The organism is Arthrobacter sp. Y3224055 (assembly GCF_059090825.1).
Genome location: NZ_JBNHGB010000001.1, coordinates 763,947 through 775,842, shown reverse-complemented (window position 1 = coordinate 775,842; position 11,896 = coordinate 763,947). Strand labels below are relative to the sequence as shown.

Sequence of the window (11,896 nt, the reverse complement as noted above, 5' to 3'; positions counted from 1 at the left end):
CAACCAGGTCCATGCCGTACGTGGTGTGGAAGCCGGCCGCCTCGACGCCGACGTTGGGCAGGTCGATGTCGTATTCGGCCGCCAGTTCGGGCTCGGCCTCGGCGTTGATGCCGGCGGTGCCGCCGATGGCGTCGGTGTAGGCCGGGGGGACGCTGGCGCCCAGCGACCCGTTCATGTGGTTCCGGAAGCCGTAGACCTCGCGGTTCCCGGCGATCTCCACCAGGTGCACGCTGCGCGCGTCACCGGGCTCGAATCGCACGGCCGTGCCCGCCGGAATGTCCAGCCGAAAGCCGCGCGCCGCGACCCGGTCCATATCGAGCGCCGGATTAACCTCGGCGAAGTGGTAATGCGAACCGACCTGAACCGGCCGGTCGCCCCGGTTGGTCACGTTCATGATGCGGGTCTCGGCGCCCTCGTTGCAGATGATGGGCTCGCCACGCAGGATGTATTCTCCCGGTTTCATGGGTCTCTCCTCAGGCTCAGCGGATCGGGTTATGGACGGTGACCAGCTTGGTGCCGTCGGGGAAAGTGGCCTCGACCTGCACATCGGCGATCATCTCCGGCACGCCATCCATGACGTCGCCGCGGGAGAGGATCGTGGTCCCGTAGCTCATCAGGTCCGCGACGGTCCGGCCGTCGCGGGCGCCCTCGATCAGTTCATAGGTGATCAGGGCCACCGCTTCGGGATGGTTGAGTTTCAGGCCGCGCTGCTGGCGCCTTCGGGCAAGGTCGGCGGCGACCACAATCATGAGTTTTTCGTGCTCACGGGGCGTTAAATGCATGTAGAACTCCCTAGTCCGTAACAAAAAGAAGTGTCCACCCGTTATCTACAACCGGTCAGAGACTAGACCGGGAGGCCCGTGGATAAGGCAAGGATAGCCACGGAGATTGCACCCGGCAAATTGGTGGGAATCCGGTGGCATCACCGCCTCACAATTGCTTGACATCGAGCTTCCCGGTGTCCTTCACACCCGGTCGGCTCGTCCTGCTGAAGCGACCGCGACCAAGGTCACACGGTCTCGGACCGGTAGCCCGGAGCAGGCGGGAGGGCTTCCGCCCCGTCCCACCAAGCGAGCGCGCGCGTGGCGTAGAACGTAAGCCACTTGGACGGCTCACCCGGCGGCACGTCGACGTCGAACCATACGCGGCCGGGGTGGCGGCGTTCCTGCAGCCAGGTGCTGTCCGGCTGGCGCGCGGCACGGATCACCTGCACGGCGTCGGCGAGCCGGGGATCGGGAGCCGTGCCGTCGTGGAGCGTGGCCGACCTGAAGTAATCCACGGCATTCAGTGCGCTGTAGAGCCAGCGGAACGGGTAGGCGAAATGCGCGGCCCAAGGCCCGACGAGTTCGCCGGTCGACCGGGTGTACAGCAGCCGGCGTTCCCGCAGGTATTCCTCTCCGGCGTGGCGGGCGGCGCGGAGATCGTCGGAGCCCCCGGCGACGGACTCGTAGTACAGCAGCCCTTTCAAGGTGTTGAGTGTGGAATGGAAGGACGAGCGGGTGGAACCTTCGATCCATTCGCAGTTCCAGCCGCCGTCGGGCAGTTGGTGCTCGATGAACCAGGTGGCGATCCCGCCCACGTCCGCACCCAGCCAGGCGCCGTTGGCCAGGGTGAAGGCGTTGATGCAGCAGTCCACCTCGCCGTCCCAGTAGGGCAGGTTCTCGTATTCCCAGCGGCTGTTGGCGGCGAGCAGGTCGGCCGTGCCGGCGAGCGCTGTTGCGTCGAGGCCCCAGTCCCGGAGGTAATTGAGCGACCAGGTGGTGGCGGTCCACGGCTGTCCGGCGCCCTCGGCCGCTTCCGGCCCCTGGAAGTCGAAGTCGCTGGGGAAATAGGCCCCGCCCGCCCACTGTCCATCGGGGTCTTGGTGCGCGAGCAGCCGCGCGCCGAAGCCCTCGGTGGCCACCTTCGCTTTTGTCGCGGCCCACCGTCCGGGGGGCGCATGTGCGAGGTCCCGTTCGACCTGCCAGCGCAGTGCCGGATCGGAGTCGAGCAGCCAGCCGACCAACGCCGCCTCGGGCTTCATGATCAACAGAGTAGCGGCCCCCGTAAAAGAACAACATGGCTTCGGTTCCCCGCGCCGCTCGGGGAGGGGAACCGAAGGACTGCGCTGGGCGGGCACGACGTCGTGGCCGGAGACCGCCGCCGCGGAAAAGTGGGCCAGAGGCGGTCACAATGGGTGAATGCGATCACAGAGGTGGGAGGCCCGGCCGGGGCAGCATGTTGAAGCCACCGTGGACAATGCGGGACGGTTGTCTCTCCAAACGGCGAACCAAGAGATCCCGGCTGCGCTGGTGCGGTACGCCCGTGGTTTTCTGCTCACCAATCGGTCGTCCGTGAAATTCCTGTACCGCCACCGGGGCCAGTGGCTGGCGGTGTCGCTGGAACGAGTACGCAAAGATGCCGGCAGGCAGGACCACACACAGCTCAGCTACGGGCCCACGGAACCACCGCAAGGCATCACGGCTCGCGAGTTGGAAGTCCTGACCTTGGTCGCCCTGGGATTGACGAACGCTGAAATTGCGGCGCGCTTAGGTACGCGCCCGCGTACAGTCTCGACCCAGATTGAACGGCTTTTGCAGAAGCTGGGCCAGGCCGGGCGGGCAGGTCTGGCCTCACTGGTGGTGGACGCCGACCTCATAGTCCTGCCAATCCCCGGCGGCATCTCCGGCGTCGCGCAAATTACCCCTGCGGCTGTCCAGGGATTTGCTCACAGTATGGACCAGACCCAGATATCAAGCGGGTTGCTGCAGGAGCTGTCGCCGCAGAAGCGGCCGTTCATCATCGGTACGCTGGCGCCCCTGTCCGGGCGTGCCGCCGCAGACGGCGAAGAATTGGTCCGCGGGGCCGCCCTGGCTATTGAGAATCTCAACAGCCAGGGAGGAATAGCGGGACGACGGCTTGAGCACGCGGTCGTCGACGCTGACATCTTTGACCCCGGCCGGGTCCGGGAGGCGATGGCGGAACTGTGCGCATTAAATGTTCAGGCCATCACCACCAGTTATGCCAGCGGTGAGAACCCTTTCCTGATCGAGATGGCGGCCGACTATGGCCGTCCTTTCCTGCACACGGCCACATTTGAAAAGCAGGTCGACATGGTGCGCAGGAATCCCACCAGATACGGAATGGTTTTCCAAACCTGCCCGTCTGAAACCTACTATGCCAAGGCATTTATCAGGTTTCTTGGAGAACTGGAATCGGCAGCGGCCTGGCGCCCCGACTTCCGCAAAATTGCGGTCGTTGAATTGGAATCCGACAGCACGAGAATTGCCACGACCGAGTTCGTGGACTCAGCAGCGAAGAACGATTGGGCTATTTCCTCCAACTTTTCAGTCCCTCTGGATAATCCCGCCTGGGAACAAATCGTGGAGCACATCAAGCAAGAGAACGTATCACTGGTATTGGTCGCCCACTTTATTCCAGAAGAAATTGCACGCCTTCAGGCGCTACTGCGGGCGAGCGGCTTCGACGGCCTTACCTATTACATCTACGGTGCTTCTATTCCCCGGTTTGCCGAACTGTTGGGCCCCCGCGCCGACGGGGCGGTCTGGAGTTCGGTCACGTCCCGCTACAACGATGCGTTCTCCGAAAACTTCCTGCGGGCATACACGCTGCGTTACGGAATCGAGCCGGGCCTTTCGCAGGCAAGCGCTGCCTACGACCAGGTACGGCTGTTGGCACTGGCATGGGCGGAGCTGGGCTCAGCCGACCCGAAACAGACTGCGGCGCTCCTGCGCACCAGCGCCTACCGGGGGCTCAACGGTATCTATTATTTCGGCGACGGCCAGTCGGCACAAAGCTATCCCGATGGGACGAACGATCCCACCCTGGGGCAGGTGCTGGTCACTTACCAGTTCCAAAACGGCGCATCGGTGGCCCTGACGCCCGCGCCCTACGGCGCCATCTCACGGTTCGTGCCGCCGCGACCGTCTTGACGCAATACGTCGAATGACGCATGACGGACGAGTCGGCGATCCCAAGAATGGGAAATCATCCGCGCGGCAATTGTCACCTCTGATCGTCAGGAAAAACATGTCCACTGCAACAAGCACCGAACAAGGGACGGGACTGAAGAAAGTCCTTCGCCTGCCTTCGGCCGTTCTGTTTGGTCTCGCGTACATGATCCCGCTGACCGTATTCACCACCTACGGCATCGTGAACCAGCTCACCGAGGGTCACATCGTTTCCTCCTATCTGGTCACTTTGGCGGCGATGCTGTTCACGGCGGCCAGTTACGCAAAGATGGTCCGGGCCTTCCCCCAAGCGGGTTCCGCGTACACCTACACGCGCAGGACACTCGGCGACAACGTCGGCTTCCTGAGCGGCTGGACGCTGTTGCTGGATTATCTGCTGATGCCGATGATCACCTACCTGGTGATCGGGATTTACATGAGCGCCAGTTTCCCGTCCATTCCGCAGCCCGTCTGGATCATCCTGTCCCTTGTCCTGGTCACGGTCCTTAACGTCCTCGGCATCAAATTCGTGTCCAAGACCAGTAGCATCCTGCTGGGCGTGCAGGCGGTCTTCCTCGTGGTGTTCGCCGTCATGGCGCTAAGCGCTGCGTCCGGGAATCCGATGCCGTCCATCGTGGATATGCTGATCGGCCAGGGCCCCGGTACGGCGGTCATCTTCGCCGGTTCCGCCATCCTGTGCCTGTCGTTCCTCGGCTTCGACGCGGTCTCCGCGCTGGCAGAGGAGACTGTCGATGCGCGCCGGGTCATCCCGAAGGCCATCATTCTGGTGACCCTCACCGGCGGACTGCTCTTTGTGGTCATATCGCTGATCGCCAATCTGGCCTTCCCGGACTGGAACGCTTACTCCAGCGTGGACTCCGCGGCCTTGGATGTCATGGCAGTCGCCGGTGGCAGCTTCCTCGAGGCGTTCTTCACAGCCGCTTACATAGCCGGCTGTTTCGGTGCGGTCCTGGCCTCACAGACGACCGTGTCGCGCATCCTCTATTCCATGGGGCGCGACGGACTCCTGCCAAGAAAAGTCTTTGGCTACCTTCACCCACGGTTCCGCACTCCGGTTTATGCCATTCTGATCGTCGGCGCCATCGGCCTGGTCGCACTGTTCATCGATCTGACGCTGGCGTCTTCGCTCATCAGCTTCGGTGCCTTGGCCGCCTTCACCACGGTCAATATCGCCGTCGTCAAACACTACTTTGTCGACGAACGCCGTCGTTCGGGATATGACGCCCTCCGTTACCTGGCTGCGCCGCTGGTTGGCGTCGCATTGTGCGCCTGGCTCTGGACGAGCCTTTCCGGTACGGCCTTCACCGTGGGCATCGCATGGATGATCGTGGGCGCCCTGTACCTGGCCGTCATAACCCGCGGTTTCCGCAAGGCACCGCCTGAGCTGGAGCTGGCTGAAGCCTAGGCCGGCAGGAACCATCACTGCTTTCCCATATTCACAGTGGCCTCACGGCCTCCGTGCCGCTCGAGCACGCCCAAAAAAATAAGGATCTTCATGTCTCCACACCCGTCCTGGACCGTCAGCATCGATGCCGGCGGAACTTTCACCGATGCCATCGCCCGCTCCTCCGACGGTGCCTCGCTTGTGGCCAAGACTGCCTCCACTCCCCAAGACCCGTCCCGGGGCCTGACCAACGCCGTGGCGGAGCTGGAGGCGCAGGGCCTGAACCTGGACGACGTCGCCCTCATCTGCCACGGCACCACCGTGGCCACCAACGCCACGCTGACCGGAAACCTGGCGAAGGTCGCCCTGATCACGACGAAGGGTTTTCGGGATGTGCTCGCCTACCGCCAAGGCAGCCGCCCGAACGTGTACAGTCTTTCCCCCGAGCGTCCCCGCGAACTTGTGGACCGCTTCTCGCGGTTTGAAGTCGACGAGCGGATCGGCAGCGACGGCAACATCCTGACCGCCTTGCGAGACGATGACGTCGCGGCCGTCGTCGACGCCGTGGCCCAAGTGGAGCCAGAAGCCATCGCCGTCAGCCTGCTGTTCAGCTACCTCAATCCGGCGCACGAGGAAAAACTTCTGGCCGCGCTGGCAGAACGGTTCCCGGACACCCCTATCAGCATTTCCAGCCACATCGCGCGTGAGTTTCGCGAGTACCCGCGAACGGCAACCACCGTGATCAATGCCGCGCTACGTCCCGTGGTGGCCGCCTACCTGCAACGCGCGGCCGACGCGCTGGCGGACAGGGGCGTCACGTCCCCGTTCCAGGTAATGCAGTCCAACGGAGGCTCCGTGCCCGCGGAACGGGCAGGACGCCAGGCGCACCGGCTGATTCTTTCGGGCCCGGCCGGCGGCGTGAGCGGGCTGATCCGCGCAGCAGAACAGCATGGACTGGCAAACGTCATCAGCCTCGACATGGGCGGCACAAGCGTCGACGTGTGCCTGATCCGCGACTCCCAGGCGCCCTACACGAGCATGCAGCATGTCCAGGACCACGTCCTGATCGCTCCCACCGTAGACATCCACACCATTGGAGCCGGCGGCGGCAGCATCGCCTGGGTGGACCGCGCCCAGCGCCTGCGTGTGGGCCCGCAATCCGCCAAGGCAGTCCCTGGGCCCGCCAGCTACGGCCGCGGCGGCACCGAGGCGACGCTTACCGATGCGCACGTGGTGCTGGGCACGCTGGGCACTGAAAGCCTGGCGGGGGACCTGCGCCTGGACAAGGCCGCCGCGGAAAGGGCGGTCAAGGAGATCGCCGGGCAACTGGGCATGGACGTGAGCGAGGCCGCCGAGGCAATCTTGGCCATCGCGCTGGCCCATATGGTTCGAGCGGTGCGGAAGGTCAGTGTCGAACGCGGACTGGACCCTCGCGACTTCACGCTTTTCCCCTTTGGCGGCGCCGGTCCGCTGCACGCGGGCATGCTCCTGCGCCATCTGGGGCTGGCCAGCGTGGTGGTGCCGTTGCAACCGGGGCTCTTTTCTGCAGACGGACTGCTCGCCGCCGGGCTGCGCGTCGATGATGCCCAGACGGTGCTTAAGCCCTTCGGCCCCGCGGCACTGCCGCCAATCGCCGACTGGCTGCAAGATCGGCGGCAGGCCCTGACCGCGCAGGTCGTCGAGGACGGGGCCTCCGCGGACACCGTCGAAGTCCTGGTGACTGTGGATGCCCGCTACTTGGGGCAGGGCTATGAACTGACGGTGAATTTGGAGGGCACGGACGTTGAGAGCCTCGCGCAGATCGCGGACAGGTTCCACCCGGCGCACCGTGAACTCTACGGTCACAGCTCGCCGGAAGAAACCGTGGAAATAGTGACCGTACGCATCGCCGTTACCGGCCGCTTCGAGCACCAGGAAGACGGCCCGGTTATCCCCGAGGGGCCCGAACAGCCCGAGCCGGACGCCGTCGTCGGGTCCCGGCTGGTCCGCCTGCCCGGCAGCGGAGAGATACCAACCGCCATTTTGGACCGGACCAAGCTCAGGGCCGGCAACGTCATCGCCGGCCCCGCCATCATCACGCAAATGGACGCCACGACCGTCATGCTCGCGGGGCAGACCGGCACGGTCGCCGCCAACGGCGACATCGTCATCACGGAGGACCAGAAGTAGCCATGACATCAACCAAGCAGCAGACAACAGTAGACACCGTGACTTTCGAAGTCATTTCCTCGGCGCTGCATTCCATCGCCGAGGAAATGGGGGTGATCCTCAAACGCTCAAGTTACAGCCCGATCATCCGCGACATGGACGACTTCTCCTGTGCCTTGTTCACCCCGGAGGGGGACCTCGTGGCCCAGGCGGACTATATTCCGGCGCAACTCGGCGCAATGTCGCTAGTGGTCAAGGCAATTATTGAGCGTTGGGAGGGGCGAATCAGCGACGGCGACGCGTTAATCTGCAACCACCCATTCCTGGGTGCCATGCACCTGCCCGACGTCAACGTGGTCACGCCGATTTTTATCGACGGCAAAATCGAAGGCTGGAGCGGCACGGCAGCACACCATATCGACGTTGGCGGGGTCAATCCCGGCAGCGAAGGCCCGGAACTGGAAGACATCTATGCCGAGGGCCTCATCCTGCCCCCGGTCCGGCTGTCGATCGCCGGAGAGGAAAACCCCGACGTCATCTCCATCATTACGGACAATATCCGGGATCCGCTGAGCACGGTCAGCGATCTGCGGGCGCAGCGGGCGGCTTGTGTGCTCGGATACCAGCGGCTCAACGAACTGGCGGATCAGTACGGCATGGAGGTTGTCTCCACCGTCATGGTCAAATCCCTCGACGTTGTCGAGAAGGCCGTGCGGAACTCACTGTCGGATCTGCCGGACGGTACCGGCGAGGCCGAGGGCTTCCTGGACGACGACGGGATCGACGGGCCACCCACCCGGATCCATGCAAAGGTCAGCAAGCGGGGCGACACCTTGACCATCGACCTGAGCGGCTCCAGCGCACAGGTCCGGGGAGCGATGAACGTTCCCTGGGCAAGCGCCCGCGCCGGCATCGTCTATGCTGTCCGCGCCGTTGTTGCCCCGGATCTGGGCGCCAATGACGGCTTGCTGCGGGCCGTGGAGGTGATCGCGCCCAAGGGCAGCGTGCTAAACCCGGAGGCTCCCGCAGCGGTGTCGATCCGCCACAACACATGCCAGCGCTTTGCGGACACGCTGATTCGCGCGCTGACCGATTTGTGGCCGGAGGAAGCCGTCGGCAGCAGCACTGTCAGTTTTTTCTGCATGAACGTGGGCAGCACGTCACCCGTCACCGGCCGCCCCGCGGTCATGGCTGACGTGGTCGGCGGCGGCACCGGAGCTACAAGATTCAGCGACGGCGTTGACGGCGTGGATACCTACATGTCGAATGTGGGCGTCATGCCCGCTGAGGTCGTGGAGACGAACTACAGGATCCGCATCCTTAAGAACGAGTTCGTGCCCGGTTCCCAAGGTACGGGCAAGTTCAACGGCGGCATGGGTCTGCGGCGCGAATATGAGATTCTCGACCATCCTCAGCGTGCCACCTTCTACGCGGAGCAGACCAACGGCAGCTTCGCCCCGGAGGGGGCAGCAGGTGGCTCGGCTGCCCAACCGACCCGCATCACCGTTGTCGCCCCGGACGGCACCGAATCTGTGGTCGGCACCAAAACCTCGACCACGCTGCAGGCAGGCACTATTGTCCGTGTGGAGACCGCCGGTGGCGGTGGCTTCGGACCGGCAGCCGAGCGGCCGGCCGAGCTGGCAGCGGCGGATGTACGTGACGGACGATTGGTGCAGGCATGACGGCCACCGTCACGAGCAGCCATCGGGCGGAGCGGTCCCTGGCACAGGCGAAGTATTCCTCCGTTTGGTTCGAGGGCGTGGAGGAATGCTCCGGGGAGAAGATGGTCGGACAGCACCGCTGCGACCTGCTGGTGGTCGGGGCCGGCTTCGGCGGGCTCTGGGCGGCGATGCGCGCGAGAAAACGGCATCCGGACTGGGCCATCACGGTAGTAGACACGCATAGCGTTGGCCATGCGGCCTCCGGGCGCAACGGCGGATTTGTTTCATACAGCATCACCCACGGCCTGGCAAACGCCCTTGCGCGCTGGCCGCAGGAAGCCGACGTGCTGGAACGAATCGGTCTGGAAAACCTCCGCGACTTCAAGGCGGAGCTGGACGAGGCCGGGATTGACGGCGGTCTGAGCACCGCCGGCAAGCTCCAGGTGGCCCTCCAACCACACGAGTTGCGGGACCTGGAGGCAGCCGTGGAGCCGGCCCGGCGCTTCGGCCGGCCGCTTCAACTGCTGTCCGCGGAGCAGACTCGGGAGCGGATCAACTCGCCGGTATTCATCGGCGGCGTCTTCGACCCGGTAGGAACGTATCTGGTGGAGCCGTACAGCTTGGCCCGCGGCATGCGGCAACACCTGGAAGGGGAGGGAGTGACGTTCTTCGAGCACACTCCTGCGGAGGCACTGACAGAGGCGGGCGACCGGATGGAAGTCAAAACCCCGTACGGCTGCGTGACGGCCGCCCGTGTCATCCTCGCCACCAGCGCCTTCCCGTCCCTGCTGCGACGCAACCGGCTCACTTCGGTCCCGGTGTACGACTATGCGCTGGCCACCGAGCCGCTGACCGGAGAGCAGTTTGAAGCTATCGGCTGGGCGGGGCGTGAAGGACTGACCGACGCGGCCAATCAGTTCCACTACTCACGTGTTACCGCGGACGGACGGATTCTCTGGGGTGGCTATGACGCGATCTATCACTACGGGAGCCGGATATCGCCGGAGCTGGAACGCCGTCCGGAGACTTTTCGGCTGCTCGCTGAGCAGTTCTTTCAGACCTTTCCACAACTGGACGTGAAGTTCAGCCACGCATGGGGCGGGGTCATCGATACGTCTACGCGGTTCTCCGCGGCCTACGGCACCGCCTGCGGACAGAAGGTCGCCTACGCCATTGGCCATACCGGACTGGGCGTCGGGGCCAGTCGCTTCGCGGCCGATACTATGCTGGACCTTTTGGCGAACATGCGAACGGAGCGAACCGAATTGAAAATGGTACGGCGCCCCGCTATTCCCTTCCCGCCCGAACCGGTGCGCGCCGCGGGGATCAACCTCACCCGGCACGAGTTAGCACGCGCCGACCGCAACGAAGGCCGGCGGGGCCTATGGCTGAAAACATTGGATGCGCTCGGATTGGGGTTTGATTCCTGATGAACACACTGATTCCCGGATTGCCGCTGAATATCACCGACCTGACACTGGACCATCTGCCCGTGCCGGCTGCCCAAGTGGCCGAGGGCGCGCCGACTACCGGCCTGCATGGCCTGGGCCGGCTGGGCGACCTCGGCGTTGGCGTCTGGGAAATGTCCACCGGCAGCATGAACGATACGGAAGCCGACGAACTGTTTCTGGTCGTCTCCGGCAGCGCCACCGTGGCGTTCCACCATGACGACGCCCACGACGCCGCCGGGACGGCGGTCCCGTTGGCCCCGGGCTCCCTGATGCTGCTGTCGGCAGGCATGCGCACCACGTGGACCGTGCACGAAACCCTGCGGAAGCTCTATCTCACACCAGAGCGGGAGTCATCCGAAGCAGAATGATGCATCCGACTGCTCCGTCCTGCCGGTCAGCTTCTCCGGAGATGGTCTTGAAGCAGTGTGCGGCGGCCGTCGGAGCCTTGCGAGAGAAGAAAGGCGACGTCGGTGCCCGGGTGAGCACCGACGTCGTCCCATAATCCCCGAAGCTACTTGACCTTGTCCTTGAGGAACTGCACGGACCGGCTCCAGGCCAGCTTGGCCTCCTCCGGACGATAGTTGCCCTGCGGGTTCTCGTCGTTGTGGAAGGCGTGCGGGGCGTCGTAGAAGTAGTAGGTCACTTCCGCGCCGGACTCGCGGCGGATCTGCTCCTCCTGCGCCTTGGCCTTCTCCACCGGGTAGGACTTATCCTGTTCACCGTAGTGGCCCTGGATGGCGGCGCGGACCCCTTCGTACGATGTGGGCACGCCCTGGCCGACGCCGTAGAACGGCACGGCCGCGCTGATGCGCCCTCCCTGCTGCGCGGCCAGCGCCAGCACAAAGCCGCCGCCCATGCAGAAACCGATGGCACCCACCGTGGAACTGGTGACTGACTCGTGGGCCAGCAGGTAGTCCACGGCGCCGGCCAGCAGCCGGGCGCCTTCCTCTTCCGGCAGCTTGGACATCATCGCGGCGGCTTCCTTGCCGTCGTGGGCGATGCGTCCGCCGTAGAGGTCCGGTGCCAGCGCGACAAAACCTTCGGCGGCGAGGCGGTCGGCAACATCGCGGATGTGGTCCACCAGGCCCCACCACTCCTGGATGACGATGACGCCGGGGCCCGACCCGGACTCGGGCACGGCCAGATAACCATGGGCCTCGGTGCCTGCTGATTCGAAGGTGACGTTCTGGTACGTCGGGTTGTCGGCCAAAGTCCTACTCCTGATCACTCGGGGGCATTCGTTGCCAGTCTAGGACAGCGGCGCATGTTGTCGTGCTTGCC

The 11,896-nt window shown here is 64.5% G+C and carries 9 protein-coding genes and 1 pseudogene; 6 read left to right on the top strand and 4 right to left on the bottom strand.

Annotated elements, in window-relative coordinates:
• Positions 1-28: 28 nt before the first annotated feature.
• From AC5RTY_RS03700 to AC5RTY_RS03690, 3 genes and pseudogenes are all read right to left on the bottom strand, one after another.
• A pseudogene (locus AC5RTY_RS03700) lies at positions 29-463 on the bottom strand (urease subunit beta); the annotation flags it as partial.
• Positions 464-479: 16 nt separating this feature from the next.
• The gene (locus AC5RTY_RS03695) at positions 480-782 is read right to left on the bottom strand and encodes an urease subunit gamma (RefSeq protein ID WP_494101598.1); all 303 of its coding nucleotides are present in this window, start codon (positions 780-782) and stop codon (positions 480-482) included.
• 227 nt (positions 783-1,009) lie between these two features.
• Positions 1,010-2,023 (bottom strand): squalene cyclase, encoded by a 1,014-nt coding sequence (locus tag AC5RTY_RS03690; RefSeq protein WP_494109502.1) that lies wholly within the window; start codon positions 2,021-2,023, stop codon positions 1,010-1,012.
• Positions 2,024-2,180: 157 nt separating this feature from the next.
• Between AC5RTY_RS03690 and AC5RTY_RS03685 the strand changes: the two genes are divergently transcribed.
• The 6 genes from AC5RTY_RS03685 (at position 2,181) to AC5RTY_RS03660 (ending at position 10,983) form a co-directional block, all read left to right on the top strand.
• Positions 2,181-3,932 carry an ABC transporter substrate-binding protein gene (locus tag AC5RTY_RS03685; RefSeq protein WP_494109501.1) on the top strand — a complete coding sequence of 584 codons (1,752 nt, stop codon included), beginning with the start codon at positions 2,181-2,183 and terminating at the stop codon, positions 3,930-3,932.
• Between the two features lie 13 nt (positions 3,933-3,945).
• Positions 3,946-5,376, top strand: coding sequence for an APC family permease (locus tag AC5RTY_RS03680; RefSeq protein ID WP_494109500.1), 1,431 nt, complete (start codon positions 3,946-3,948; stop codon positions 5,374-5,376).
• Between the two features lie 90 nt (positions 5,377-5,466).
• The gene (locus AC5RTY_RS03675) at positions 5,467-7,524 is read left to right on the top strand and encodes a hydantoinase/oxoprolinase family protein (RefSeq protein WP_494013673.1); all 2,058 of its coding nucleotides are present in this window, start codon (positions 5,467-5,469) and stop codon (positions 7,522-7,524) included.
• A 2-nt stretch (positions 7,525-7,526) separates the two neighbouring features.
• A complete protein-coding gene (locus AC5RTY_RS03670) occupies positions 7,527-9,185 on the top strand; it encodes a hydantoinase B/oxoprolinase family protein (RefSeq protein ID WP_494138986.1) in 1,659 nt (552 codons plus the stop codon).
• On the top strand, positions 9,182-10,594 hold the full coding sequence (locus AC5RTY_RS03665; protein ID WP_494025148.1) for an NAD(P)/FAD-dependent oxidoreductase: 1,413 nt from the start codon (positions 9,182-9,184) through the stop codon (positions 10,592-10,594). Before AC5RTY_RS03670 ends, AC5RTY_RS03665 begins: the two co-directional genes overlap by 4 nt.
• Positions 10,594-10,983 carry a cupin domain-containing protein gene (locus AC5RTY_RS03660; protein ID WP_494138985.1) on the top strand — a complete coding sequence of 130 codons (390 nt, stop codon included), beginning with the start codon at positions 10,594-10,596 and terminating at the stop codon, positions 10,981-10,983. The genes AC5RTY_RS03665 and AC5RTY_RS03660 overlap by 1 nt, the downstream gene beginning before the upstream one ends.
• Positions 10,984-11,126: 143 nt before the next feature.
• On the opposite strand, the gene AC5RTY_RS03655 is transcribed toward AC5RTY_RS03660, so the two are convergent.
• Positions 11,127-11,825, bottom strand: coding sequence for a dienelactone hydrolase family protein (locus AC5RTY_RS03655; RefSeq protein WP_494138984.1), 699 nt, complete (start codon positions 11,823-11,825; stop codon positions 11,127-11,129).
• Between the last annotated feature and the right edge of the window lie 71 nt (positions 11,826-11,896).

Bases quoted from the DNA above. Each gene is read 5' to 3' on its own strand.
- AC5RTY_RS03685 (WP_494109501.1), top strand. From the start codon at position 2,181: ATGCGATCACAGAGGTGGGAGGCCCGGCCGGGGCAGCATGTTGAAGCC.
- AC5RTY_RS03660 (WP_494138985.1), top strand. From the start codon at position 10,594: ATGAACACACTGATTCCCGGATTGCCGCTGAATATCACCGACCTGACA.
- AC5RTY_RS03675 (WP_494013673.1), top strand. From the start codon at position 5,467: ATGTCTCCACACCCGTCCTGGACCGTCAGCATCGATGCCGGCGGAACT.
- AC5RTY_RS03680 (WP_494109500.1), top strand. From the start codon at position 3,946: ATGACGCATGACGGACGAGTCGGCGATCCCAAGAATGGGAAATCATCC.
- AC5RTY_RS03690 (WP_494109502.1), bottom strand. From the start codon at position 2,023: ATGAAGCCCGAGGCGGCGTTGGTCGGCTGGCTGCTCGACTCCGATCCG.
- AC5RTY_RS03695 (WP_494101598.1), bottom strand. From the start codon at position 782: ATGCATTTAACGCCCCGTGAGCACGAAAAACTCATGATTGTGGTCGCC.
- AC5RTY_RS03665 (WP_494025148.1), top strand. From the start codon at position 9,182: ATGACGGCCACCGTCACGAGCAGCCATCGGGCGGAGCGGTCCCTGGCA.
- AC5RTY_RS03670 (WP_494138986.1), top strand. From the start codon at position 7,527: ATGACATCAACCAAGCAGCAGACAACAGTAGACACCGTGACTTTCGAA.